20 protein-coding genes are annotated in these 25,229 nt (G+C 62.6%); 12 read left to right on the top strand and 8 right to left on the bottom strand.

Annotated features, from left to right (window positions below):
* Nucleotides 1–145: 145 nt before the first annotated feature.
* On the bottom strand, nucleotides 146–1,090 hold the full coding sequence (locus AC3WWH_RS31140; RefSeq protein ID WP_058321808.1) for a LysR family transcriptional regulator: 945 nt from the start codon (nucleotides 1,088–1,090) through the stop codon (nucleotides 146–148).
* A gap of 229 nt (nucleotides 1,091–1,319) precedes the next feature.
* Here AC3WWH_RS31140 and AC3WWH_RS31135 point away from each other — a divergent pair, with 229 nt between their 5' ends.
* Entirely contained in the window at nucleotides 1,320–2,915 is a 1,596-nt protein-coding gene (locus AC3WWH_RS31135; protein WP_058321783.1) for a GMC family oxidoreductase, read from the top strand.
* Nucleotides 2,916–3,168: 253 nt separating this feature from the next.
* Nucleotides 3,169–4,167: a Tim44 domain-containing protein gene (locus AC3WWH_RS31130; RefSeq protein ID WP_373419846.1), complete on the top strand. Its 999-nt coding sequence runs from the start codon at nucleotides 3,169–3,171 to the stop codon at nucleotides 4,165–4,167.
* Between the two features lie 82 nt (nucleotides 4,168–4,249).
* On the opposite strand, the gene AC3WWH_RS31125 is transcribed toward AC3WWH_RS31130, so the two are convergent.
* On the bottom strand, nucleotides 4,250–5,176 hold the full coding sequence (locus tag AC3WWH_RS31125) for a LysR family transcriptional regulator (RefSeq protein ID WP_058321781.1): 927 nt from the start codon (nucleotides 5,174–5,176) through the stop codon (nucleotides 4,250–4,252).
* A gap of 84 nt (nucleotides 5,177–5,260) precedes the next feature.
* On the opposite strand from AC3WWH_RS31125, the gene AC3WWH_RS31120 reads away from it, so the two are divergent.
* The 8 genes from AC3WWH_RS31120 (at nucleotide 5,261) to AC3WWH_RS31085 (ending at nucleotide 13,152) form a co-directional block, all read left to right on the top strand.
* Complete coding sequence (locus tag AC3WWH_RS31120; protein ID WP_057255111.1) at nucleotides 5,261–5,749, top strand: DMT family transporter; 489 nt, start codon at nucleotides 5,261–5,263, stop codon at nucleotides 5,747–5,749.
* A 147-nt stretch (nucleotides 5,750–5,896) separates the two neighbouring features.
* Nucleotides 5,897–7,375 carry an aldehyde dehydrogenase family protein gene (locus AC3WWH_RS31115; protein WP_058321780.1) on the top strand — a complete coding sequence of 493 codons (1,479 nt, stop codon included), beginning with the start codon at nucleotides 5,897–5,899 and terminating at the stop codon, nucleotides 7,373–7,375.
* Nucleotides 7,376–7,493: 118 nt separating this feature from the next.
* Nucleotides 7,494–8,414 (top strand): polyphosphate kinase 2, encoded by a 921-nt coding sequence (gene ppk2, locus AC3WWH_RS31110; protein WP_057255075.1) that lies wholly within the window; start codon nucleotides 7,494–7,496, stop codon nucleotides 8,412–8,414.
* 224 nt (nucleotides 8,415–8,638) lie between these two features.
* Nucleotides 8,639–9,481: a MurR/RpiR family transcriptional regulator gene (locus AC3WWH_RS31105; RefSeq protein WP_057255074.1), complete on the top strand. Its 843-nt coding sequence runs from the start codon at nucleotides 8,639–8,641 to the stop codon at nucleotides 9,479–9,481.
* 294 nt (nucleotides 9,482–9,775) lie between these two features.
* Complete coding sequence (locus AC3WWH_RS31100; protein WP_058321779.1) at nucleotides 9,776–11,239, top strand: MFS transporter; 1,464 nt, start codon at nucleotides 9,776–9,778, stop codon at nucleotides 11,237–11,239.
* The gene (locus AC3WWH_RS31095; protein ID WP_057255072.1) at nucleotides 11,236–11,895 is read left to right on the top strand and encodes an aspartate/glutamate racemase family protein; all 660 of its coding nucleotides are present in this window, start codon (nucleotides 11,236–11,238) and stop codon (nucleotides 11,893–11,895) included. Before AC3WWH_RS31100 ends, AC3WWH_RS31095 begins: the two co-directional genes overlap by 4 nt.
* Nucleotides 11,896–12,028: 133 nt before the next feature.
* A complete protein-coding gene (locus tag AC3WWH_RS31090; RefSeq protein ID WP_058321778.1) occupies nucleotides 12,029–12,619 on the top strand; it encodes an ankyrin repeat domain-containing protein in 591 nt (196 codons plus the stop codon).
* Nucleotides 12,620–12,648: 29 nt separating this feature from the next.
* Complete coding sequence (locus AC3WWH_RS31085; protein ID WP_058321777.1) at nucleotides 12,649–13,152, top strand: YHS domain-containing (seleno)protein; 504 nt, start codon at nucleotides 12,649–12,651, stop codon at nucleotides 13,150–13,152.
* Between the two features lie 29 nt (nucleotides 13,153–13,181).
* On the opposite strand, the gene AC3WWH_RS31080 is transcribed toward AC3WWH_RS31085, so the two are convergent.
* The gene (locus AC3WWH_RS31080; protein WP_058321776.1) at nucleotides 13,182–15,398 is read right to left on the bottom strand and encodes an adenylate/guanylate cyclase domain-containing protein; all 2,217 of its coding nucleotides are present in this window, start codon (nucleotides 15,396–15,398) and stop codon (nucleotides 13,182–13,184) included.
* 234 nt (nucleotides 15,399–15,632) lie between these two features.
* Here AC3WWH_RS31080 and AC3WWH_RS31075 point away from each other — a divergent pair, with 234 nt between their 5' ends.
* Entirely contained in the window at nucleotides 15,633–16,655 is a 1,023-nt protein-coding gene (locus AC3WWH_RS31075; protein WP_058321807.1) for a DUF1254 domain-containing protein, read from the top strand.
* A gap of 39 nt (nucleotides 16,656–16,694) precedes the next feature.
* Nucleotides 16,695–17,501: an alpha/beta fold hydrolase gene (locus AC3WWH_RS31070; protein WP_058321775.1), complete on the top strand. Its 807-nt coding sequence runs from the start codon at nucleotides 16,695–16,697 to the stop codon at nucleotides 17,499–17,501.
* 76 nt (nucleotides 17,502–17,577) lie between these two features.
* Here the strand turns inward: AC3WWH_RS31070 and metH are convergent, their stop codons facing one another.
* From metH to AC3WWH_RS31045, 5 genes are all read right to left on the bottom strand, one after another.
* Nucleotides 17,578–21,348 (bottom strand): methionine synthase, encoded by a 3,771-nt coding sequence (metH, locus tag AC3WWH_RS31065; RefSeq protein ID WP_058321774.1) that lies wholly within the window; start codon nucleotides 21,346–21,348, stop codon nucleotides 17,578–17,580.
* A 164-nt stretch (nucleotides 21,349–21,512) separates the two neighbouring features.
* Complete coding sequence (locus tag AC3WWH_RS31060) at nucleotides 21,513–22,661, bottom strand: AGE family epimerase/isomerase (protein WP_373419845.1); 1,149 nt, start codon at nucleotides 22,659–22,661, stop codon at nucleotides 21,513–21,515.
* Between the two features lie 15 nt (nucleotides 22,662–22,676).
* Nucleotides 22,677–23,171 (bottom strand): heme-degrading domain-containing protein, encoded by a 495-nt coding sequence (locus AC3WWH_RS31055; RefSeq protein WP_058321773.1) that lies wholly within the window; start codon nucleotides 23,169–23,171, stop codon nucleotides 22,677–22,679.
* A 4-nt stretch (nucleotides 23,172–23,175) separates the two neighbouring features.
* Nucleotides 23,176–24,072: an ROK family protein gene (locus AC3WWH_RS31050; RefSeq protein ID WP_058321772.1), complete on the bottom strand. Its 897-nt coding sequence runs from the start codon at nucleotides 24,070–24,072 to the stop codon at nucleotides 23,176–23,178.
* Nucleotides 24,073–24,422: 350 nt separating this feature from the next.
* A complete protein-coding gene (locus tag AC3WWH_RS31045; protein ID WP_492377469.1) occupies nucleotides 24,423–25,172 on the bottom strand; it encodes a hypothetical protein in 750 nt (249 codons plus the stop codon).
* Nucleotides 25,173–25,229 lie beyond the last annotated feature (57 nt).

Here is a 25,229-nt window from a genome sequence, read left to right as displayed (position 1 = left end):
CAAAAAAGAACAAGCCATTGAATCTAAATATGTTTTTCGACTGTTGATAAACTCTGTCGATTTCGAGGAGCGAAAACACGGGCGTTTGCGGCGCAAATCACCCCTTGGCTACGAAGAGACCCATCCCGGCATCACCCGACACGGATTACGATCGCGATATGCGCCGCATGCCCGTCATCAGCGGCCCAGTTTCCCGGGTGAAATCCGCCCGGTGTTCCCGAACGATCTGCATCAGGAATTCGCGCACCGCCCTTACCCGCGGCACCGCGACCAGATCCCGGTGGCAAACCAACCAATAGGTGCGCTTGAGCTCGATCTCTTCAGGCAGGACGATCTCCAGGTCTTCTTCCTGTTGCGCTATGAAGTACGGCAGCACGCATAGTCCCAGCCCCTGCCGCACAGCCTTTAGCTGCGTCAGGATGCTCGAACTCTGGAAATGAGCATGCAGGCCCGGCTGGAGTTCTCCCAGATAATCGAGACCCGGCGCAAAGATCATGTCTTCGATATACCCGACGAAGCGGTGCGCGGCGAGGTCGTTGCGTCCGGTGATCGGCGGATGTTTCGAGAGATAGCTGCGCGCGCCATAGACATGCAGCGTATAGGGCGTCAGCACCTCGGACTGGTAAGGTCCGGCCTTCGGCGCCGTCAGCGCCACCTGGATATCCGCTTCCTTGCGCGACAGCGACATGATCTGCTGGATCGCCACCAGTTCCAGCGAGACGTTCGGATAGTTTTCGGCAAAATCCGCCAACCGATCGGCCAGGAAGAAATTGCCGAAGCCTTCGAGCGTGCTCAACCTGACGACGCCGCGCTGCGCCGTCAGGCCATCATTGATGTCGAGCTGCAATTGTTCAGTCTCGCGCTCGATGCGCTCGGCGGTTTCGATGAAACGCTGGCCCATGCCGGTCAACACGTAGCCGCGCGGATTGCGCTCGAACAGCTTGACCTTGAGCGCGAACTCCAGCCGGTCGATGCGCCGAGAAACCGTGGCATGGCTGGTCCTCAAGCGTCGGGCCGCCGTCGACAGTTGTCCGGTACGGGCAACCGCGAGAAAGAACTGCAGATCGTCCCAGGTGAAATTCGGATTCATCGCCACCCCCATCTGTTCGAAAATGAACAGATCCTGTTTCGCAATTTACGGTCCAGGCCGCTTGCATCCAAGCGGTTTTTTCCGGATTGTAATCACCGGAGCCGACATCTGAGGAGCATGTCTGGCCAATTATGAACAGAACGAAACGGCACCGCCATCCGCGCAGAGGAGCCCGCGTACATTCCTACGCGCCCGTTTCGCGGCGGTTCCCGAACACCAAGAGAACCCAATGGACACGTTCGACTATATCGTCGTCGGGGCGGGTAGCGCCGGCTGCGTGCTTGCCAATCGCCTTTCCGAAAACTTGAGCCATCGCGTGCTCTTGCTGGAGGCCGGTGGCCGCGACAACTACCACTGGATCCACATTCCGGTCGGCTATCTCTACTGCATCAACAATCCGCGCACCGACTGGTGCTTTACGACGGCCGCCGAAGAGGGCCTCAACGGCCGCTCGCTCGGCTATCCCCGCGGCAAGGTGCTCGGCGGCTGCTCGTCGATCAACGGCATGATCTACATGCGCGGCCAGGAGCAGGACTACGACCATTGGCGTCAGCTCGGCTGCACCGGTTGGGGCTGGGACGATGTGCTGCCGCTCTTCAAGAAGTCGGAGGACCACTATAAGGGCGCCGACGATATGCACGGGGCCGGCGGCGAATGGCGGGTGGAAAAGGCCCGCGTGCGCTGGGACGTGCTCGACGCGTTCCAGAAAGCCGCCACCGAAGCCGGCATTCCCGAGACGCCGGATTTCAACCGCGGCAGCAACGAGGGCTCCGGCTATTTCGACGTCAACCAGCGCTCCGGCATCCGCTGGAACACGGCGAAGGCGTTTCTTCGTCCGGCGCAGAAACGCGGCAATCTGACGGTTCTGACCAAAGCGCATGTGCGCAAGCTGATCATCGAAGGCGATCGCATCGCCGGCGTCGAGTTTCAGCACGATGGCACGGTCAAACGTGCCCGCGCAGCCCGTGAGACCGTGCTTTCCGCCGGCGCGATCGGCTCGCCGCATATCCTCGAGCTCTCAGGCATCGGCTGCGGTGACGTGCTTCAGGCCAACGGCATCGAGCTTCGCCACGAACGCGCAGGTGTCGGCGAGAACTTGCAGGATCATCTGCAGCTGCGCATGGCCTACAAGGTGACGGGCGTGCCGACGCTCAACGAAAAGGCCAATTCACTCTTCGGCAAGGCGTCGATCGGGCTGGAATATCTGCTGCGGCGCTCCGGTCCCATGGCGATGGCGCCAAGCCAGCTCGGGATCTTCACCCGGTCCGGCCCGGAGAAGGAAACGCCCGACCTGCAATATCACGTGCAGCCGGTCTCGCTCGACAAGTTCGGCGAGCCTGTTCATTCCTTCCCGGCAATCACCGCCAGCGTCTGTAACCTGCGTCCGGAAAGCCGAGGCTCGGTACACCTGAAGGGGCCGGATTTTGCCGCGGCACCGGACATCCGGCCGCGCTACCTGACCGCAGAGGCCGATCGCAACGTCGCCGTCAGCGCCATCCGCCTGACGCGGCAAATCGTCAAACAGCCTTCCTTCGCCCGCTTCAACCCGGTCGAGTTCAAGCCGGGCCCATCCTACGAGACGGAGGACGACCTGAAGCGCGCCGCTGGCGATATCGGCACGACGATCTTTCATCCGGTCGGCACCTGCCGCATGGGCGCTGACGCTGAAAGCGTCGTCGATCCTGAACTGCGCCTTCGCGGCCTCAGGGGGTTGCGCATCGCCGACGCCTCGATCATGCCGACGATCACCTCGGGCAACACCAATTCGCCGACGATCATGATCGCCGAAAAGGCGGCAAGCCTGATCCTGGCAGCCAATCGCTAGCGAAAATGCGGGGTGGTTTTGTGTCAGCGAATGCGACATCCAGTGTGATCGAAGGTGCTGATTCGACGCCGGATTCGGCCCGGAGAGGGGCAGCGGATAACGGTAAACTGTCCGAAAAGCGACGCGAAACGCTTAAATCACGGGCCTTGAACCCCTATATCGGGCCCTGATGGCTCAGTTTTGAGCCCAAGCAAGATTAGGGGTTGTGATGGCAATGCAGCGATTTGGGCGTTTTGGACGAGCTCTGGCAATGATGGCGATCGGCTTGACCGTCGCGCTGACAGTTGTGGACGTCGCCGAAGCGCGGCGTTCGGGCGGCGGCTTCGGCAGCCGCGGCACCCGCACCTTCTCGCAACCGCCCGTCACCCGGACCGCACCGACCAACGCGGCACCGATCGACCGCTCGATGACGCCGCGCCAGGACGCCAGCCCCACCGCCACCAATCCGGCGGCCGGCCAGACGCGCCCGAACGCTACCCAGCCGAACGCCCGTCCGGGCTTCTTCAGCGGCTTTGGCGGCTCGCTGCTCGGCGGCCTCATGGTCGGCGGTCTGATCGGCATGCTGATGGGCGGCGGCTTCGGCGGTGCGGCCGGTTTCCTCGGCCTGATCGTGCAGATGCTCCTCATCGGCGGTCTGATCATGCTTGCCATGCGCTTCTTCGGCCGCAACCGCCAGCAGACGGCCTATGCCGGCCCGTCCGAGCGGTCGTCGGCTCAGCCGAACGGTATGCCGTCGTTCAAGATCCCGAGCATCGGTGGCGCCGAGTCCGGCGGTCAGGCGAACACGCGCCCGACCGCGGCGCCGACACCGGCCCCCGTCACCGACGGCCCGGCTGACGAAATCGGCGTCCAGCAGGCCGACCTCGAACAGTTCGAAAAGATGCTGAAGGACGTGCAGGCGGCCTACGCCGCTGAAGACTACGGCACGTTGCGTCGCCTGACGACGCCGGAAGCCATGTCCTACCTCGCCGAAGAGCTGAGCGACAACGCGACGAGCGGCGTCAAGAACGATGTGCGCGACGTGCACCTTGTCCAGGGCGACGTGGCCGAGGCCTGGTCCGAAAACGGGACCGACTACGCGACCGTTGCCATGCGTTACGAAAGCATCGACGTGATGCGCGACCGCGCCACGGGCAAGGTCATCAGCGGTGATCCGGACAAGCTGACCGAAGCGGTCGAGCTCTGGACCTTCGTCCGCAAGCCGGGCGCGGAATGGCAGGTTTCGGCGATCCAGGGCGTCAGCCACGACTGACGCGAAACAGAGTCTATGAGAAAGGCCCGGTCGGCATCGCCGCACCGGGCCTTTTCATTTTCAGGATCACATTTTCCCACGATCAAACGATGGCCGGAACCGACTCCGATGGCGCGAGAATGTGGGTGATCAGATCCCGGAGCCAGCGGTGGGCGGGATCGCCGTCGCGCCGCCGATGCCAGATCTGACGGAACGAAAAAGGCGGGATGGCGAAGGGCGGATCGAAGACGGTCAGTGACCCGGCCTCAGCATCACGCGGCAGGATGCGGTGTGCCACCGTAAGCACCATGTCCGTGCCGAGAACCAGGCCGGGCGCAGCACTCCAATGGGGCAGCGCCAGCACGATGCGGCGCTTGTGCCCCGCGGCCGCCAGCGCCAGGTCGATCTCGTTGCCGGTGTCGCCGCGCAGCGAAACGAGAATATGCGGCCGCTCCAGATAGGCCGTCAGATCCATCGCCTTTTCGCCACCAAGGCTCGCGCCATCTGCCAGGCAGGCGAAGTGTTCCTTAAACAGGAGCGATGTCCTCAGATCCTCGGTCAGCGTCGGAAACACCCCGAGCGCCAGATCGATCTCGCCGTCGACAATTTGCGACATCATCACTTCACGGCTCGCCTGTCTAACGATGAGATCGACGTACGGCGCTTGCCGGCGCAGCACCGCCATCAAGCGCGGCAGCAGAACGAGGGCGGCATAGTCGGACATCGCGAGCCGAAAGATATGGCGCTCCATTGCCGGATCGAACGGCTGAGACCCCATGAGCTGGCGCATGTGCGCCAGGGCCTCGGCAAGCTGTGGCGCGATCTCCAGCGCCCGCACCGTCGGTTCAAGCTGTCCGCCATGGCGGACGAGCAAGGGATCGTCGAAAAGAGCCCGCAAGCGCGCAAGCGCATGACTGACCGCCGGCTGGCTCTTGTTCAGCCGCAGGGCCGCACGCGATACATGGCGTTCCGCCAGCAGGGCATCGAGCACCACCAACAAGTTCAGGTCGATTCCGCCGAGATTATTCATGAGGCGAATGTAACACGTACGAAATTTGAATTTCCATTCATCCCATCGATGCGTGAGGATGAGGCAATCAAGAAGGAAAAAACAATGCCCACTCTCTCCTCCCTCCTCATGCTTGCCACGGCGATCTTCGCCGGCGCCGTCGTCCCCCTCCAGGCCGGCGCCAATGCCAACCTTGGCCGCCTCCTCGGCCATCCGCTCTGGGCGACGGTCGTCTCGCTCGGCGTCAGTCTCGCGCTCATCCTGCCGATGCTGATCGCGTTGCGGGCGCCGTTGCCCAGCCTTGCGACGGCATTCAAGGGTCCGTGGTGGATCTGGATCGGCGGCGCCGCCGGCGTGATCTATATCACCGCTGCTCTCCTCCTTGCGCCGAAGCTCGGCGCGGCAAGCTTCATCGTCGCCGTCATCGCCGGCCAGATGGCGGTCTCCCTGCTCATCGATCACTTCGGCCTGATGGGTTTCCCCGCAAAGCCGGTCAATGCGGCGCGACTGACCGGCCTACTCTTCATCGTCGGCGGCATGGTGATCACACAGATCGCCAATGTTGCTCCGGCATTAGCCAACGCAACGCGATAGCGGGTAGCCTCAAAGCATGGCGCGGGCGGCTTACCGACCGCTGAGCGACGTCTCCGAACCAAAAAGATCAACGCCAGCCGTAACTTGCGACTGGCGCGCTTCGCATAGTCTGGCCATACTTGCTCCGGGCTAAAAAGGGGTTATGGCATGCAGGATCGGCTGTTCATTGGCGGCAAATGGGAAAAACCGCGGCGCGGCGGCACGCTCGACGTGGTCGACCCGGCAACGGAAGAGGTCATCCACCGGGCGCCGGCCGCGACCTATGAAGACGTGGACAGGGCCGCAAAGGCCGCCCGCATCGCCTTCGACAGCGGTTCCTGGCCGAAACTGTCAGGCACTGAGCGTGCCGTCTATCTCCGGGCGATCGCGGCGAAGATCGAAGAGAAGCGCCACTCGCTGGCGCGGCTCGAAGTCGCCGACAACGGCAAGCCGCTGCCTGAGGCGCTCTGGGACATCGACGACGCCGCCGGTTGCTTCCGCTTCTATGCCGGCCTCGCCGAGGAACTGGACGCCGATCCGGAGGAGACGATCCCCGTCGGCGACAGCCGCTTCACCGCACGCGCCGTGCGCGAGCCGCTCGGCGTGGTCGGTGCCATCACCCCCTGGAACTATCCGCTGCTGATGGTCTCCTGGAAGGTAGCACCGGCGCTTGCCGCCGGCTGCACCATCGTGCTCAAACCCTCGGAACTGACGCCGCTGACGGCGCTTGAGCTTGGCGTCATTGCCGAGGAAGTCGGGCTGCCGCCCGGCGTGCTCAATATCCTCACCGGCACCGGCCAGGATGCCGGCCAGCCGCTCACCGAGCATCCGCTGATCGACAAGCTCGCCTTCACCGGCTCTGTCGTGACCGGCCGCAAGGTGATGATGGCCGGCGCTCAGGACATCAAGAATGTCAGCCTCGAACTCGGCGGCAAGTCGCCCTTCGTCGTCTTTGCCGACAGCGACATCGACAAGGCCGTCGAATGGATCATGTTCGGCATCTTCTGGAACCAGGGCCAGGTTTGTTCGGCAACCTCGCGGGTGCTGGTCGAGGAGGAGATTTACGAGACCGTCGTCAGCCGTCTTTGCGAAGAGGCCGCGAAGATCAAGATCGGCAATGGCCTGGAGGACGGCACGTTGCTCGGGCCGATCGTTTCGAGAGGTCAATACGACAAGGTTATCGGCGCCATCGATCGCGCCCGGCAGGACGGTGCCACGGTCGCTGCAGGCGGTGGCCGCCCGGCCGGCCTCAACAGCGGTTACTTCCTCGAGCCGACCGTGCTGACCGACATGCGCGAAGACAGCTTCGTCTGGCGCGAGGAGATCTTCGGCCCAGTCGTCTGCGTCAAGCCGTTCCGCGAAGAGGCGGACGCGATCCGCATGGCCAATGACAGCCGCTTCGGTCTCGCGGCGGCTGTCATGTCGGCTGACCGCGAGCGTTGCGAACGCGTCGCCCGGGCTTTTCGCGCCGGTATCGTCTGGATCAACTGCTCGCAGCCGACCTTCCCCGAGGCTCCCTGGGGCGGCTACAAGCAATCGGGCATCGGCCGCGAGCTCGGCCGCTGGGGCCTTTCGAACTATCTCGAGACCAAGCAGATCACCAGCTTCGACACCGACGAACCCTGGGGCTGGTATATGAAGGGATAGGGACGATCAGGGGCGCAGAAGCGCCCGGCGTCAAATTCCTTTCATGCGTCTGTGAAATAAGCCGACTAACGATAGAATTTGCAAAGCTGTCGGTGGACACATCGTATCGGAGGGTCAGATGAACAGGTCGAACGACGAGATCGAGACGCAGGACTGGCTGGAAGCGGAACTGGCCGACACGCTCGACGAAGACTACGAACTCGAGCTTTCAGAACCGGCGCTCTCTGAGGAGATCCGCAAGATCTATCGCAAGAGCCACCCGCCGACGATCCCGCGCATCGATTACTTCCGCGCGCTGCTGAAGCTGCAGTCGGAGCTGATCAAGCTGCAGGACTGGGTGGTCTACCACAAGGAAAAAGTGGTGGTGATCTTCGAGGGGCGTGACTCCGCCGGCAAGGGCGGCGTCATCAAGCGCATCACCCAGAGGCTCAATCCGCGCGTCGTGCGCGTCGTCGCGCTGCCGGCACCCTCCGACCGTGAAAAGACGCAATGGTATTTCCAGCGCTACGTGCCGCATTTGCCGGCCGGCGGCGAGATCGTGCTCTTCGACCGCTCCTGGTACAACCGCTCCGGCGTCGAGCGGGTCATGGGCTTTGCCGCCGAAGATCAGGTCGAGCAGTTCTTCAACGACGTCCCTGAATTCGAGCGCATGCTGGTGCGTTCGGGCATTCGGCTGGTCAAGTACTGGTTCTCGATCACCGATGAAGAACAGCAGATGCGCTTCCTTGTGCGCATCCATGATCCGCTGAAGCAGTGGAAGCTGTCGCCCATGGACCTGCAATCGCGGGTGCGCTGGGAGGGCTATACCAAGGCCAAGGAAGAGACCTTCGCCCGCACCAACATTCCGGAAGCGCCCTGGCATATCGTCGAAGGAAACGACAAGAAGCGTGCCCGGCTCAACTGCATCGATCATCTTCTGACGCAGTTCCCCTACGAGGAGGTGCCGCACGAGGAAATCTCGCTGCCGGAACGCGTCTTCAACCCGGATTACGAGCGCAAGGTGCTGCCGCCGGAACTCTACGTGCCGTCGAAGTACTGACGGCGGGGCTACTGCATGTCTCCTTAAATCGACCTCGATTTAAGGACGAAGACATGCAGCAAATCAAAGTGCTACAGCGACCTTCGCGCGTCTGATAAGACGCGCGGCGCTGTAGGACCTTCCCCCGTTCCCAGTTGAAAGCGAGGCGGCACCCGCCCGCCTCGCTTGCAATATCCTCTCGAAAATCAGAGATTGCCGTGAAACGACAGTTTCATGGAATCGACATGAGCCCCAAAGAACGCTCCTTCCTCACGCGCGTCCGCCAGGTGCTGCCGGAGCTGCATCCGGCCGAGCGGCGGCTGGGGGATTTCCTTTGCGATTTTCCCGGCGAGGTCGCGAGCTACTCGGCCCAGGAGCTGGCGGCGCTGGCGCATGTGTCGAAGGCGACCGTCTCCCGCTTCATCCAGCGCTTGGGCTACGACAACTACGAGGAGGCGCGCCGTCATGCTCGCGCCGACAAGCAGACGGGCTCGCGGCTGTTCCTTGCGACTGCCACCGACAGCGGCGGCGAACAGTCGCTCTCCTCACATGTGGCGCAAGGCGTGGCCAACATCGAGGCGACCTTTCTCGCCATCTCCGAGACCCAGGTGACGGCGGCGGCAAACGCCATTCTCGGCGCCCGCAAGGTCTGGGTCATCGGCTTCCGCGCCAGTCATTCCTTCGCCACCTATCTGCAATGGCAGATGACCCAGGTGGTCGAGCACATCGCCGCCATCCCCGGCGGCGGCCAGACGCTCGGCGAACATCTGGTCAGCATCGGGCGCGACGATGTCGTGATCCTCTTCGGGCTGCGCCGGCGCGTCTCCCTCATGGAGCCGATTCTCGGACAGCTGGAAAAATCCGGCGCGCGGCTGCTCTACATCACCGACGAGGGCGTGCCCTTCCTCAACCAGGCGGAATGGCATTTCCGCTGCCAGACACTGGCGCCAGGCCCCCTCTTCAACCACGTCTCGGTCATGGCGCTCTGCCATCTCTTGACGACACGATGCATCGAAATCGCCGGCACTGCCGGTCGAAATCGGCTGCGTGGCATCGAAGCCATCAACGATGCGCTCGAGGAATTGTGAGCGTAGATTGGGCAGCGGCCTGAAACGCCAGATTATTTTTTGCACATAAGAAATCTCAGTTTCGTTCGCTTGCGACACGACAGCCAGCCTCCAAGCCGCTGACTGCAAAAGAGAAACTGTGGTTTCTCTTGAGATGGCACGAAACCTGCATTCCACGAATTTTATGCAGCGAAGGGCTCCTTCCTTTCGCAGTGCATCACAGAATCTTCTATGAAACCTCAGTTTCATGATGTAGATTTCATGAAACTGAGTTTTCACATTTTCACGTTGTTAAGCCATAAAGGGGAACGAACCATGGCAGCGGAAAATATGGTGCCGTCCGGCAGGTCATCGCCGGCCATCAGACAGTTGGAATCAGCCTTCACCAAAATTGGCGTCACCGGCGCCCACAAGCAGATCCTCGCCCTCGTGCTCATCGGCTGCCTGTTCGACAGCTTCGAGCAGAACACCATCGGCGTCGCCGGCCCGATCCTGAAGGAACATTGGGGGCTCACCGGCACCGACATCGGCTTCCTCAACACCATCACCTTCGGCAGCGCCGCCATCGGCCGCCTGCTCTCCGGTATCCTTGGCGACCGCTACGGCCGCCGCGTGATGCTGACCATCAACCTCCTGCTTTTCACCATCGGTTCGGCCGCCTGCGCCATGGCGCCGAACTTCGCCACCCTCTGCTTTGCCCGCGCCATCGTCGGCTTCGGGGTCGGCGGCGAGATCTCCACGGCGGTCACGATGCTGTCGGAATTCTGCTCGCCAAAATTCCGCGGCACGGCAGCCGGCCTCGTCAATGTCGGTGCTGGCGGTTTCGGCAACTTCCTGGCACCTGCCTTCGGCCTGATGATCTTCACCCTCTTCCCGGGTGAAAACAGCTGGCGCTGGCTTTTCGCCTCGCTTGCTCTGCCGGCCCTGCTTGTCGTCTTCTATCGCCGTTTCGTGCCGGAAACACCGCGTTTCCTGGCATCACAGGGCAAGATCGACGAGGCCAATAAGGTGCTTTCGATCCTCGCCTCCGGGTCGCTGCGCCCGCGCAACCTCAAGGTCCAGGAATATCTGACCAAGGACCACCTCAAGGACCAAGAACCGGCCAAGAGCGACTGGAAGGAACTCTTCCGCGCGCCCTTCATCGGCCGCACCGTCCCGGTCGCCATCGCCATCCTGATGAGCTACGGCGCCCAGCTCTCGGTGCTCACCTTGATGCCGATCATCTTCGTGTCCATGGGCTACACGCTCCAGGGAAGCCTGCTCTACAGCATGATCATCCAGAGCGGCAGTGTGCTCGGTGCTATCGCCGCCTCGATGTTCGGCTATTACTTCCCGCGCAAGAGGGTGCTGACCCTGGGTGCCGTCTTCGCCTGCCTTGCGGCGGTCTCGATCGCCTATCTCGGCACCAACATCTATCTGGTGCTGATGTTCGGCGCGATCTTCCAGTTCTTCGTGCTCTTGCTCAACACCTCGATCTGGATCTATGCGCCCGAACTCTTCCCGACCCGCATCCGCGCCTTCGGCGTGGCGCTGATCCTGGCAACCGGCTCGGCCGCGGGCTCCTTCATCCCAACCATCGCCGGCGCGCTCTTCGACGTCTACGGCATGGTCGGGGTCTTCGGTCTCGCCGCCGGCATGTATGCGGTCTTCGCCTTCTGCATCCAGCTCGGGCCCGAGACCTATGGCATGTCGATGGAAGACCTGACCCAGCCTGCCGATGCCGACCTCGCAAAGGCTGACACTTCTGAAATCAAAGTCGGCGCGGAACTGAGAACGTGAGTGCACATATCCTTCTGATTAACCCGAACAGCTCGCTTGCCACCAGCGACATGATGGTCTCCATCGCACGCCGGGCTGCATCAGGACGCATGGCCGTGGCAGTCGCCACGGCCATGCGGAACCCGCCGATGATCGTGACGCCCGAGCAGTTGGATGCGGCCGCTGCCGAGGTCGTCGAGATCGGCGAAAGGCATGAGGCTGGATGCCTCGGTATTGTCGTCAGCGCCTTCGGCGATCCCGGCCTTGCCGCCCTCAAACGCCGCCTCGCGATCCCCGTGATCGGCATCTGCGAGGCCTCGATGATCGAGGCCTCGCAGGGCGGCCGCAAGTTCGGCGTCGCCACCACGACACCGGAATTGATCCAGGCGATCGACGACCGCGCCCGCGATCTCGGCGTCTGGGACCAGTATACCGGCATCCGCTGCACGTCAGGCGACCCGCTCGCGCTCTCCGCCCACCCCGAGCGCCTGCTGGAAGCCCTCGGCGACGCCGTCCGTCAGTGTGTTGAATTGGATGGCGCCGAGGCCGTCATCATCGGTGGCGGCCCGCTCGGCCAGGCGGCCGAACAGCTCCAGCCGCTGTTCCCGACGCCGATCATCGCGCCCATTCCGAGCGCGATCGACCGCATGCTCGACCTGATGCAGGTCGCCGCCTGACAGGCATTCATCATCGCAGCCACCCAAAAGGAGTATGGATCAGGCAACGGTAACGCCTGTTTCCACCGGTCGCCCTGTGGTATTTTCGCTCTTTCCAATTGGGCAAGACCGAAGCTGGGGCGGAGGTTGCGCGATGAAATCTATCCTGGCAGCATTCGTCGCGGTGGCGTCCTTTGCTGCGGTGGCCATGGCCGGCCCTTTGCATGACGCGGCACGGGACGGCGACACGGAGCGCGTCAAGCAGTTGCTCGATCAGGGAACCGACATAACCGAGCCCGATGCGGCCGGCGAGCCGGCGCTGTTGATTGCCGCTCTGAAAGGACGCACCGAGGTTGTCGCGCTCCTCATCGACCGCGGCGGCGACATCGAGATCCGCAACAAGGGCGGCCTGACGGCCCTGCACGCCGCCGCCTATGGCGGTAATCTCGAAACCGTCAAACTGCTCGTCGACAAGGGTGCTGCTGTCAACGACGTCGCCAACTTCTACAAGATGTCGCCGCTGCATGCGGCAGCCGAAGAGGGCCACGCCGAGATCGTGGCCTTCCTGCTGACCAATAAGGCCGACATCGAGGCCAAGGAACGCAACGGCTACACCCCGCTGACGCAAGCGGGGTGGCGCTCCCACTGGCCGGCCGCCGAACTGTTGCTGAAGGCTGGAGCCACCTGCCAGAAGGCCGACCTCGTCGGCGCCTGGCTCTACGGCGAATGCACCAAGCGACAATAACAAGCACATCCGGAAACGGAGGACATGGCATGTCTCGACACTCCATACCATTTGCGACCGCGGCGACGGCGGTGCTGCTCGCATTCGCCAGTCCGGCGTTGGCGGAAGAACCCGTCAACACCGGCTATTTCGGCGACGTGGCGATCAAGGGTTATGATCCGGTCGCCTACTTTACAGAGAACAAGGCGGTCGAAGGATCGCCAGAATTCAGCTATCGCTGGCTCGGCGCCACCTGGCAGTTCGCCAGCGCCGAGCACCGTGACCAGTTCATCAAGGAACCCACTCGCTATGCGCCGCAATATGGCGGCTACTGCGCCGATGGCGTCTCCTTCGGTACGGTGACGACCAACATCGACCCCAAGGCCTGGCGCATCATCGAGGACAAGCTGTATCTCAGCTACGATCCGGGCGCTGCTGACGGCCTTGTGAAGAACCCGAACAAGGTGGTCGATTCGCGCAAGCACTGGTCCGAGGTCGAGCAGACGCTGCTCACCGAGAAGACGTCGATCAACTGGACGAAGCCCTCGCCCTGAGTGGCTTATCGCTCGGACGATGATCGCGATCACCGCTCGATCGAGAAGAACTTCAGAGCCTGCGGCGTGACGTTGATGTAGTCCGCCGTGCGCTCGCCCTTTGCCGTGTTGCGGTAGACATAGCCGCAAACCATGCGGTCGAGGAAATATCCGTCATACTTCTCGCAGAGCTGGTTGCCCTTCACTTCGATGCGGCCGGTGATGTTCGTATTGCTGGTACGGTAGGCGGTGTTGCCGGCCTTGTCGAAGAACTGCGCGAAGCTCGTGCCGTTCTTGTGCACGCCAACCCAGGTCTTGTCATCGGTCAGTTGCTTGAGTTCCGCCGGGCCAAGCCGGTCGCTGGCAGCACCAACAAAGCCGAAGGGCCATTCCGGAATGCCAGCGACACGCAGGCCGAAAAGGTGACGATAGAGGTCCTCTTCGCGCCAGTAGTCATAGAGATAGCCATAATAGGTCAGGTTGGTGTCCGGGAAGAGTTTTAGCAGTTCCGCGGCTACTGCCGCTGCGCTCTGCTGGTCGCCGCGCTGGGCATAGGCCGAGGCGAGATACTCCTTCACGGCTTCCGCCTTCGGCAGCGTCTCGCGCGCCGCTTCGATCAATGGGATCGCCTTTTCGAGGCGGCGCGCCGTGTAGTAGACGATGCCCGCCAGAAGCTGCAGGCTCGATGAGGGCGACGGATCGAGCCTGAGTGCCCGTTCGATATCGTCTAAGGCCTGCTCGTGCTCCCCGGTCTGGGCAAGGATCAGCGCCAGATTGGCGAGCGCCTCGGCATCGTTGGGCTGCATCGAGACAGCCCTAAGCGCCGATTCCTTTGCCTCCGAAGCGCGTCCATCGACGAGCTGCAGCAGCGCCAGCACCGTGTGGGCGCGCGCATTGTTGGCGTCGAGTTTCAACGCCTGCCCGGCCGCATCATAGGCGATCTTGCGTGCCACGGCCGCCGACCAGAGATAGTTGTAGTCGTTGCGCCAGACGTCGACCGCGATGCGGGCTATGCCGGCATGAGCATCGGCGAAATCGGGATCGAGATCGATCGCCCGCTGGTAAAAGGCGAGTGTCTGACGATTGGTCTCGACATCGCGCCAGATAAGGCCCTGCTGCTCAGCGCGCATGTAGTTGTCATAGGCTTCGAGATTATCGGTGGGGATCCGTGCCAACCGGTCGCGCTCGCCCTCGCTGAGCTTGACCTCAAGCGCGGCAATGATCTTGCCGATGACGTCATCCTGAACGGCGAAGAGATCGGCATATTGGCGGTCGTAGCGCTCCGCCCAGAGCGACAACCCGCTCACCGCGTCGAAGAGCTTGACGTTGATGCGCAGCCGCTGGTCGGCCCGCTGCAGCGTGCCCTCCAGCACATAATGCACGCCGAGTTCGGCGGCCACGTCCTGGATCTTGGTGGCGCTCCCTTTGAGCGCAAACACCGAGTGCCGGGCGATGACGAAGAGGCCGGACACTTTGGACAATTCGGTGATGAGATCGTCAGTCAGTCCCTCGGCCAAGTGGTCGTGGTCGCTGTCGCCGCTGACATTGATGAAGGGCAGCACCGCGACGGAAGGCTGGTCCGGCAGGGGATAGGCGAAACGCTGCGCCGGGCCGTCCTGCCCGATCCATGTCCACGGCTGCCACCAGGCGAGCGCAGCTGAAATTGCGATGGCCGCAAGCCCGACCATCAGCCCCTTTACCCAGACAGTCTTTCGCCGGTTTTTCTCAACAACCGTCCTGCCCGCGGCTTCCGGGTCCAGGAGCACGCGGTAGACCCGGATCGGATCGCCGAGCCCCTTGACCGGCTGCTGCCCGAGCGACACGAAACCGGCCTTGAGCTTCGAGCTGACCTGGTCATAGGCCGTGCCGGATATCGCGATGCCGCCAGGCTCGGCCAATCCCTGCACCCGGTCGGCGATGTTGACGCCATCACCATGGATGTCGTCGCCCTCGACGATGATATCGCCGAGATTGATGCCGATGCGGAAATCCAGCCTCTCGCCATCTGGCCCCTTGTCGGCTTCTGCCGCCTTGCGCCTCTGGATTTCGATTGCGCACTGCGTCGCATCGACGACGCTGCGGAACTCGACGAGCAGCCCGTCGCCCATCGTCTTCACCAGACGCCCGTGATGCTCGATAAAAAGCGGCTCCAGGATGTTGGAAAGGTCCGACTGGAATCGCAGACGCGTCCCTTCCTCGTCCAGCCGGCTCAGGCGGCTGTAACCGACGACATCCGCGATCAGGACGGCAGCGAGACGGCGCTCCATCGACGAGCTCTCAACGTACGATGTACTCCAACGCAGATGTTACCGCAGCTTGGCAGACGGCGCCATCGGCGCGGTCCGGCGATGGCGCCCCGCGTGCGTCGTAACCGTTACGTACTTGCGGTTCCCCGTCGAACTGGCACGATTTTGGGCTACCATCGGATGGAGTTTGCCACGCTAGGTGACGAAGCGAGCACCGCCGATGCAGCGCGGCAACTGACTGAGAAGGATCCGAGCATGATGTATTGTCGTTCGCTCTTCATGGCCGGCGCACTGGTGATGGCCGTCGCCACACAATCAACCGCCGCCGACCCCGTCACGGTCGGCGTCGACAACTTCGTCCGCGCCGAGAGCGACATGTATGCGGCCAGCATGGTCAAGGACGGCGCCTTCGGCAAATTCCTGCACCGCCGCGAACCGGCTTCGATCGACAACCAGACCGTCATTCGCCTCAACCGCGACACGCTCTATTCGTCGGCCGTGTTCGATCTCGATGCCGGGCCGGTTACCATCACCATGCCGGACGCGGGAAAACGCTTCATGTCGCTGCAGGTGATCAACGAGGATCACTACGTGCCCGAGGTCGTCTACGGCGCCGGCGAGACGACGCTGACGAAGGAAAAGGTCGGCACGCGCTACGTCGTCGTCGGCATCCGCACGCTCGTCGATCCGGCCGACCCGAAGGACATCGCCGAGGTTCACACCCTGCAGGACGCGATCAAGGCCAGCCAGAAGAAGGAAGGCAAGTTCGAGGTCCCGGCCTGGGATCCGGCCAGCCAGAAGAAGGTGCGCGAGGCGCTGCTCGCGCTCGGCGCCACCATGCCGGACTTCAAGAAGGCCTTCGGCACCAGGCAAGAGGTTGATCCGATCCGCCATCTGATCGGCACGGCCACCGGTTGGGGCGGCAATCCGGACAAGGATGCGACCTATCTCAACATCACGCCCACTAAGAATGACGGCAAGACGATCTACAAGCTTGACGTCAAGGACGTGCCGGTCGATGCCTTCTGGTCGGTCAGCGTCTACGATGCGCAAGGCTTCTACGAGAAGAACCGGTATGATGCCTATACCATCAACAACATCACCGCAAAGAAGGGCGACGATGGCAGCGTTGCGATCCAGTTCGGCGGCTGCGACGGCAAAATCCCCAACTGCCTGCCTGTGGTCGACGGATGGAACTATACCGTGCGGCTCTACCGGCCCCGGAAGGAGATTCTCGACGGTTCCTGGCGCTTTCCCGAGCCGCAACCGGTGAACTAAGCTTCCCGCGTCGCGAATCAGGCAGCGGAGCCCGCGTGCATGGAATTCCAGGACGACGACCTTGCTGCATTTGCCGAACATGGCGCAGCGCCCCTGCCGGCCGCAACTGTCGAGGGCCACGTCGAGCACAACGGCGCGCGCATCTGGTACGCGGCCTATGGCCGGGGCACCCCGGTGATCCTGCTGCATGGTGGCCTCGGCCACAGCGGCAACTGGGGCTTTCAGGTCCCGGCACTGCTTGAGGCCGGGCACCGCGTCATCCTGATCGACAGCCGCGGCCACGGCCGCAGTACCCGCGACACCAGGCCCTACACCTACGAACTGATGGCATTGGACGTGCTCGCCGTCATGGACCGGCTGGAGCTTCAAAAAGCAGCCTTTGCCGGCTGGAGCGACGGCGCCTGCATTGCGCTCGTCCTCGCCTCGAGGGCGCCGCAGCGTGCCGCCGGCGTCTTCTTCTTCGCCTGTAACATGGACCCGAGCGGAACCAAGGAAATCGAGCCGAGCCCGGTGCTCGACCGGTGCTTCGGCCGCCATTCGAGCGACTACAGACAGCTATCGGCAACGCCGGATGATTTCGGCGCCTTCGTCGACGCCGTCAGCGAGATGCAGAAGACCGAGCCGAACTACACGGCCGAAGAGCTCGGCAAGATCCGCGTGCCGGTCGCGATCGTCCAGAGCGAGCACGACGAGTTCATCAAGCGCGAGCACGCGGACTATCTGGTGTGCAGCATTCCCGGCGCCGAGTTCATCCTGCTCCCCGGCGTCAGCCACTTCGCCCCGCTGCAGCGGCCGGACCGCTTCAACGTCGCGCTCACCAGTTTCCTGGCCAATTTGCCGAGCTAGTCCCGTCGCAGCGAGCCGCGCCCGCCACGGGCAATGACGAGCCCGGATCGGCTCGCCATCATGCCATCTCGCGTCGTTACTCGGCCGCCTCACTCTCCGGCATCGGCACGTAGTTGAGGATCGGCGACAGCCAGCGCTCGACCTCGCGCACCGGCATGCGCTTGCGTGTCGCGTAATCCTCGATCTGGTCGCGCTCCACCTTGGCGACACCGAAGTAATAGGCCTCGGGGTGGCCGATATAGAGGCCTGACACTGACGAACCCGGCCACATCGCATAACTCTCGGTGAGGCTGACGCCAATCGCAGCTTCCGCATCGAGCAGCCGGAAGAGCGTCGCCTTTTCCGTATGGTCGGGCTGCGCCGGATAGCCCGGCGCCGGACGGATGCCGGCATAGGGCTCGCCGATCAGATCCTGCGGCGTGAAAACCTCGTCGGCCGCATAGCCCCAGAGCTCCTTGCGCACATATTCATGCATGCGCTCGGCGAAGGCTTCGGCAAAGCGGTCGGCCAGCGCCTTGACCAGGATCGAGGAATAGTCGTCGTTGGCGCGTTCGAAACGCTCGGCAATCGCAACCTCCTCGATGCCGGCGGTGACGACAAAGCCACCAACATAGTCGTTGGAGCTGCTGTCGGCAGGGGCGACGAAGTCGGAAAGGGCCACATTCGGGCGACCGTCGCGCTTCGTCAGCTGTTGGCGCAGCGTGAAGAAGGTCGCAAGCTCAGACGACCGGTCTTCTCCAGTGAAGAGCCGGATGTCGTCGCCGACCGTGCCGGCCGGCCAGAAGCCGACCACCGCCTTCGGCGCAAACCACTTCTCCTCGATGATCTGCGCAAGCATCGCCTGGGCGTCGTCGAACAGTTGCCGGGCGGCGGCACCTTGCGCCTCGTCCTCCAGGATCTTCGGATAGACGCCCTTCAGTTCCCAGGTCTGGAAGAACGGCGTCCAGTCGATATAGCGGGCGAGTTCCGCCAGGTCCCAGCTCTCGAAGACCCGCGTGCCGAGGAAGGACGGCGCCTTCGCCTGATAGGCAGACCAGTCGACCTTGTGCTGGTTGGCGCGCGCCTGCGACAAAGGCAGCCGTCGCTTTTCCGCTTCGTTGCGGGCATGCGCCTCTGCAACCTTGCGGTATTCCGCCCGGACGGTCTCCATATAGTTGCCCCGCGCCTCCGGCGACAGGAGGCTCGAAACCACGCCGACGGCGCGGCTGGCATCGGTGACATAGACAGTCTGGCCACGATCGTAGCGCGGATTGATCTTGACCGCCGTATGGACGCGGCTGGTCGTCGCGCCGCCGATCAAAAGCGGAATGTCGAAGCCTTCGCGCTCGAGTTCGGAGGCGACATGCACCATTTCGTCGAGCGACGGGGTGATGAGCCCCGAAAGGCCGATGATATCGACCTTCCGCTCGCGCGCTATGTCGAGGATCTTCGCCGACGGCACCATGACGCCAAGATCGATGATCTCGTAATTGTTGCAGGCGAGCACGACGCCGACGATGTTCTTGCCGATGTCGTGCACGTCGCCCTTGACCGTCGCCATCAGGATCTTGCCGGCGCTTTCGCGCGCTTCGCCGCCATTGGCAAGCTTCTCCGCCTCCATGTGCGGCAGCAGCACGGCAACCGCCTGCTTCATGACGCGTGCGGATTTCACCACCTGCGGCAGGAACATCTTGCCGGAACCGAAGAGGTCGCCGACGACGTTCATGCCGGCCATCAGCGGACCCTCAATAACGTGCAGCGGCCGCGCGGCGGTTAGCCGGGCCTCTTCGGTGTCGACCTCGATATACTCCGTGATGCCGTTGACCAGCGCGTGCTCAAGACGTTTTTCGACCGACCATTCCCGCCAGGAGAGATCCTTCTCGCGCCCCTGTGAACCACCCTGACCACGATAACGCTCGGCGATTTCAAGCATGCGCTCGGTCGAATCGGCGCGGCGGTTGAGCACCACGTCCTCGCAGGCCTCGCGCAGCTCCGGATCGATCGCATCATAGACGGCAAGCTGGCCGGCATTGACGATGCCCATATCCATGCCCGCCTGGATGGCGTGATAGAGGAAAACGGCATGCATCGCCTCCCGCACCGGCTCGTTGCCGCGGAAGGAGAAGGAAAGGTTGGAGACACCGCCGGAGATATGCACATGCGGCAGCGTGGCGATGATTTCGCGCGTCGCCTCGATGAAGTCGACGCCGTAATTGTTGTGCTCCTCGATGCCGGTCGCCACCGCAAAGATGTTCGGGTCGAAGATGATGTCCTCGGGCGGGAAGCCGGCCTCTTCCGTCAGGAGCTTGTAGGCGCGGCTGCAGATCTCGACCTTGCGCGCCTTGGTATCGGCCTGACCGACCTCGTCGAAGGCCATGATGACGACGGCGGCGCCATAGGCGCGGCAGAGTTTCGCGTGGTGCAGGAAAGCCTCTTCGCCTTCCTTCATGGAAATGGAATTGACCAGCGGCTTGCCCTGAACGCATTTTAGGCCCGCCTCGATCACTTCCCATTTCGACGAGTCGATCATCACGGGCACGCGGGCGATATCCGGCTCGGAGGCGACGAGGTTCAGGAACTCGATCATCGCCTGCTTCGAATCGATCAGGCCCTCGTCCATGTTGATGTCGATGATCTGGGCACCGTTCGCCACCTGGTCGCGCGCGACATCGAGTGCGGCCGAATAGTCGCCGGCGGTGATCAGTTTGCGGAACTTGGCCGAACCGGTGACGTTGGTGCGCTCGCCGACGTTGACGAAGGGAATGTCCGCGGTCAGCGTGAACGGTTCCAGGCCGGAGAGCCGCATCAGCGGTTCGACCTTGGGGATCTCGCGCGGCGGATGCTTGGCAACCGCTCTCGCAATCGCGCTGATATGAGCCGGCGTCGAGCCGCAGCAGCCGCCGACGATGTTGAGGAGGCCATCGCGCGCGAAGGCTTCCACTTGGGCGGCCATCTGCTCGGGTGTTTCGTCATACTGGCCGAACTCGTTCGGCAGACCGGCATTCGGATAGGCGCAGACAAGGGTATCGGCAACGCCCGAGAGCTCGTCGATATGGGCGCGCATGGCATTGGCGCCGAGCGCGCAATTGAGCCCGATGGTGAACGGATCGGCATGGCGAACGGAATGCCAGAAGGCGGTCGGCGTCTGGCCGGAAAGCGTGCGGCCCGAAAGGTCGGTGATCGTGCCTGAGATCATCACAGGCAGCTCGATGCCCTTTTCGGCGAAGACTTCCTTGGTGGCGAAGATCGCGGCCTTGGCGTTCAGCGTATCGAAAATCGTCTCGATCAGGATGATATCGGCGCCGCCGTCGATCAGCCCGCGGATCTGTTCGGCATAGGCGATCCTGAGGTCGTCGAAGGTGACGGCGCGATAACCGGGATTGTTGACGTCAGGCGAGATCGACGCCGTGCGGTTGGTCGGTCCGAGCGCGCCGGCGACGAAGCGCCGGCGGCCGTCCTCGGCCTCGGCACGCTTGGCGGCACGGCGCGCCAGCCGGGCGCCGTCGCGGTTGAGCTCATAGACCATGTCCTCCATGCCATAGTCGGCCTGGGCGATGCGGGTCGAGGAGAAGGTGTTGGTCTCGAGGATGTCGGCGCCGGCGATCGCATAGGCGTAGTGAATGTCCTCGATCGCCTTCGGCTGCGTCAGCGTCAGAAGATCGTTGTTGCCCTGCTGATGACACGCGCAGCCGCCGAACCGGTCACCACGGAAATGCTGCTCGATAAAGCCGAGCTGCTGGATCTCCGTGCCCATCGCGCCGTCCATGATCAGGATGCGTTCACTCGCCGCCCGACGCAGCGCCTCTTTGATCTCGGAGCCGTCCGGCTTGGAGGAAACGTCACCGAAAAGGGCGCCGATGGCGGACATGGGAAATCTCCCGTTCTGAAAACGACAAACAATAATCGAGTCAATCACATAAAGATATCTTTATGTCAACATATGGCGCGATCACATTTGGCCATCTGGACAAAGAAAATGGCCCGCCGCGATTGCGACGGGCCATTATGAAAGGACCTGCTCCGGACGGCAAATCAAAGCCGTGCCAGGCAATCCTCGGTTTCGTATATGGCGCAGAGGATGTGATAGAAGCTGCTGGCCGGTGCAGGCTCGTCAACGAAGCTGCCATCGGCCTTCTGCTTGTCGCGCCAGAGACCCGCGACCGGGGTCTCCAGGAAAGTCTGAAGCGCTGCCGCCGCCCGCGCAGCCGAAGCGAGATAACGCTCCCGCTCGGCGCCGCCGGTCAGCGCCGCGAAACGAACCGCGGCCTTCAGCCACTCGGTCTGCGGCCAGAGCCGCGCGATCGGGTCGGCCACCGAGAGATCGTCGAGAAGCGTCATGATCGCAACGTTGCGGTTCGCGCAGATGCCGTGCGCCTCGCCGATATCGAAGAGCCGCCGCGCTTTCACGATCGCCTCGGCGCTGCCGCGGCGTTCCGCCCAGCGCAACAGCAGCCAGGCCCATTCGAAGAGATGACCGGGCTCGACGATGCGGCCCTTGTCGCCGGCAATCGGCGCCCAGTCGTGATCGAAGAACTCACGCAGGACGCCGGTCTCAGCGTCGATGAAATGATCCATCGCCAGATCCGCAATCTCGTCAGCGAGATTGGCCCAGGCGACCTGATCGAAGCCCTCGACCGCCTCGCTGGCGAGGCACGCCTCGAAGAGATGCATGTGCGGGTTGGAGCAAAGCGGCAGCCGTGGGGGATTGTCTTCCTCGAAACCCGCAACCGGATGCTTGACATGCGCCTCGATCCGAGACCGAAGATCATTGCTGCGTTCGATCATTTCGGCCTTCCGTGCCGGCACGACCTCAGCGAGATAGGCGAAGGCGAGCAGCGCGAAGGCCTGGTTGTAGAGATCGAAGGATCCGTCGAGCAAATTGCCATCCGCATCGGCGAGCGCGCCGTAGAAGCCGCTCGGCTGCTTGAAGACGCGATCGAAATAGGCAAGCCCGCCTTCGGCAGCGCCGCACCAATCGCCGGACCAGCCGCGTCGGCCGGCTTCGGCAAAGCAATAGACCTGCCGCGGCTGGACGCGCGCGCGCCTGTTGGCGCGCGTCGGTTCACCCGCCATGTCGATCGTCTCGACGAAGCCGCCTGGGGAATCGACACCCTTGTCGCGCCATAGCGGCAGGGCCTTGTCGGCGAGCCATTGCGAAAGAGCCTGGGACTGAGACAAAATATCGCCTGACAACACTCAGCCCTCAAGCTTCAACGCGTCATGATCCTTGCCGAGCAAGGACGAAAGCGCTTCGACGACCATGTTGTGGTCCTCGCGCTGCGGCAGGCCGGAAACCGTGACCGCACCGATGCAGCCGGTGCCTTTGACGACGATCGGGAAGCTACCGCCATGCGCGGCGTAATCAGCATCGGCAAGCCCGAGCTTTGCCTGCAGATTCGTCTGTGCCTTGGCGAGCTCGCGGCCCGTGGCATAGCTGCTCTTGAACAGCCGGAAGACCGTGTTGCGCTTGCGGCGCACCCAGTTCGGATTGTCGGGCGTCGCTCCTTCGAGCGCGGCGTAGAACACCTGCATCGAAAACAGCGTGATATCGATGACGACGCCGAGCTTGCGCTCGACCGCCATCTTGCGCAGCAGCGCGCCGAGCTCCCAGGCCGTTTCGAGATCGAAGCGCTCGAACTGCAATTCCTGTTCCTGCCGCGCGATGCGGCCCAAGTCCTTGTCGATATTCATGGGTTCAGTCCTTCCAGAGCCAGGCTGCGCCGCGCACGCCCGAGCTGTCGCCATGCAGGGCCTTGCGAACAGGCGTTTCGAACGTGTCGCCGAAGAGATAGTTGACCACCCGCGGCGGCACGTCGTCATAGATTTCGTCGACATTCGACATGCCACCACCGAGCACGAAGATATCTGGATCGACGATATTGGTGAGCAGCGCCAGGCTGCGCGCCAGCCGGTCGACGAAGCGCTCGTAGACGCCCGTTGCCACCGGGTCGCCCGCCCGCTTCGCCTCGATGATGTCGCGCCCGCGCTTTTCGACACCTGTCGTCAGGCGATAGTCGAGCTCGACGCCGGTACCGCAGGCATACATGTCGAGGCAGCCGTGTTTGCCGCACCAGCACTTATGCCCGGGATACTCGTCCCTGGTCATCCAGGGCAGCGGATAGTGGCCGATCTCGGCGGCAACGCCCTGGTAGCCGGCATGCACCTTCTTGTCGATCGCAAGGCCGCCGCCATGGCCGGTGCCGACGATGACGCCGAAAACCACATGCGCGTCCTTGCCCGCACCGTCGACCGCTTCCGAAACCGCCAGGCAGTTGGCGTCGTTGGCGAGCCGCACCGCACGGCCGAGCGCCGCCTCCAGGTCACGCCCGAGCGGCTTGCCATTGATCAGCACCGCATTGGAGTTGCGCACGATGCCGGTGCGCGGGTTGGGGCTGCCGGGAATGCCGATGCCGATGGAGCCTTTTTCGCCCGCCGTCTGCTCCGCCGCGGCAACCAGGTCGAGAACGGCGCGAATGCAGTCGTCGTAACCGCTGGTCGGGGTCGCGACGCGATGCCGGGCGCGCGTTTCGCCATCGCGGCCAAGCGCGATGACTTCCATTTTTGTGCCGCCCCAATCTATTCCGATGAACATATGTGGATCAGGTCTCTGATGAAGGTCTCACGGGGAACGCCAGCCTCCTCAAGCCGACGCCCGCCTTGCTTAGCATTCGAAAGACCGGAAAGACCAGCCCCCGTTTCGTAATCGATTTCAACCCGTGGGGACCCCGGCGACGCGCCGCCCTTTCAGGATAGCCGAAGCTCGACACGGCCTGCATTTCCGCCGGTACTCATGCAAAAACACTTGGCGAAGGGGCCGTGCTTTTGTATGGGTGCTATCCAAGTGGTCCCGTAGCTCAGCAGGATAGAGTTGCTTTAATAGCGCGAAGGTTTACCGGCTTCTAAATTATCCGGACATATCAATGGTTTAAGTGACCGGTAAACTTACTGATCTAGATCATGATTGCTTACAGTCGCCTCTTCACGATGCGCAATCCAACGCACACCAGCACCGAAACTCCCGCTTGCAGGCGTGATCTCAACGTTTTTCGATCTCAGCAGCACTTCGTAGCGTTGAAGCGACTCTTCGTTGATATGCTTTAGCGCATCCTTTTCCAGGCGATTGACGAAGGTTTCGTCTATCCCGGCTTGAAGAGCAACGCTTTCTTGTGACAGGTCAGCGAGTCCCCGACCTGCGCGGAACAGATGACTTCGGACTGGATCGACCGGACCGACCGTCTTCCAGCGTACCCCTGCGCCATGCCCGTCCACCGCGTCAACAAACTCCACACCCTTCGACTCATAGTAGTGCTTGAGCGAAAAGGCCGTTCTTGGAAGCCGCGCGTGCTTACCAGCCTCGACTTTGAAGACGGTCCTCTTGGTGAACTTGCACTCGTCATCGACGTGACCTTGCTTGAGCCCAAGCAGAAAACGCGCAGCTCTAAGAAGGTGCAAAAGGGGGTGCATATTCCCGAGAAACCATGGCACCAAGAAAAATGTCAACATTGGTGCAATATGCGTTTCCAACGATGCAAAAAGAAATCCAAATAGTGCAAAAAGATTCATTTCGATTGCGCGCCGACTGCGAATCAGTTTTCTGACTTTGCGGGATGCGGCGAAGTCATTGGACTCAAGACCAAGCTTTTTGGCGCAGCTCATCAACAATGACGACACAGCGATTTCGGCGGGGACCAACGGTCGCTTACCGCGTATTCAGGCGACTGCCTTCTGCACTGCAACCACGGTGGTTAT

Source organism: Ensifer sp. EB106-03-01-XG145 (assembly GCF_058792075.1).
The sequence above is the reverse complement of the archived record's forward strand: the minus strand, read 5'-3'. Positions and strand labels throughout refer to the sequence as shown.

What these genes read in the sequence shown, in the direction of transcription:
- AC3WWH_RS31140 (WP_058321808.1), bottom strand. Translation starts at nt 1,090, where the DNA reads ATGAATCCGAATTTCACCTGGGACGATCTGCAGTTCTTTCTCGCGGTT.
- AC3WWH_RS31135 (WP_058321783.1), top strand. Translation starts at nt 1,320, where the DNA reads ATGGACACGTTCGACTATATCGTCGTCGGGGCGGGTAGCGCCGGCTGC.
- AC3WWH_RS31130 (WP_373419846.1), top strand. Translation starts at nt 3,169, where the DNA reads ATGGCGATCGGCTTGACCGTCGCGCTGACAGTTGTGGACGTCGCCGAA.
- AC3WWH_RS31125 (WP_058321781.1), bottom strand. Translation starts at nt 5,176, where the DNA reads ATGAATAATCTCGGCGGAATCGACCTGAACTTGTTGGTGGTGCTCGAT.
- AC3WWH_RS31120 (WP_057255111.1), top strand. Translation starts at nt 5,261, where the DNA reads ATGCCCACTCTCTCCTCCCTCCTCATGCTTGCCACGGCGATCTTCGCC.
- AC3WWH_RS31115 (WP_058321780.1), top strand. Translation starts at nt 5,897, where the DNA reads ATGCAGGATCGGCTGTTCATTGGCGGCAAATGGGAAAAACCGCGGCGC.
- ppk2 (WP_057255075.1), top strand. Translation starts at nt 7,494, where the DNA reads ATGAACAGGTCGAACGACGAGATCGAGACGCAGGACTGGCTGGAAGCG.
- AC3WWH_RS31105 (WP_057255074.1), top strand. Translation starts at nt 8,639, where the DNA reads ATGAGCCCCAAAGAACGCTCCTTCCTCACGCGCGTCCGCCAGGTGCTG.
- AC3WWH_RS31100 (WP_058321779.1), top strand. Translation starts at nt 9,776, where the DNA reads ATGGCAGCGGAAAATATGGTGCCGTCCGGCAGGTCATCGCCGGCCATC.
- AC3WWH_RS31090 (WP_058321778.1), top strand. Translation starts at nt 12,029, where the DNA reads ATGAAATCTATCCTGGCAGCATTCGTCGCGGTGGCGTCCTTTGCTGCG.
- AC3WWH_RS31085 (WP_058321777.1), top strand. Translation starts at nt 12,649, where the DNA reads ATGTCTCGACACTCCATACCATTTGCGACCGCGGCGACGGCGGTGCTG.
- AC3WWH_RS31080 (WP_058321776.1), bottom strand. Translation starts at nt 15,398, where the DNA reads ATGGAGCGCCGTCTCGCTGCCGTCCTGATCGCGGATGTCGTCGGTTAC.
- AC3WWH_RS31075 (WP_058321807.1), top strand. Translation starts at nt 15,633, where the DNA reads ATGATGTATTGTCGTTCGCTCTTCATGGCCGGCGCACTGGTGATGGCC.
- AC3WWH_RS31070 (WP_058321775.1), top strand. Translation starts at nt 16,695, where the DNA reads ATGGAATTCCAGGACGACGACCTTGCTGCATTTGCCGAACATGGCGCA.
- metH (WP_058321774.1), bottom strand. Translation starts at nt 21,348, where the DNA reads ATGTCCGCCATCGGCGCCCTTTTCGGTGACGTTTCCTCCAAGCCGGAC.
- AC3WWH_RS31055 (WP_058321773.1), bottom strand. Translation starts at nt 23,171, where the DNA reads ATGAATATCGACAAGGACTTGGGCCGCATCGCGCGGCAGGAACAGGAA.
- AC3WWH_RS31050 (WP_058321772.1), bottom strand. Translation starts at nt 24,072, where the DNA reads ATGTTCATCGGAATAGATTGGGGCGGCACAAAAATGGAAGTCATCGCG.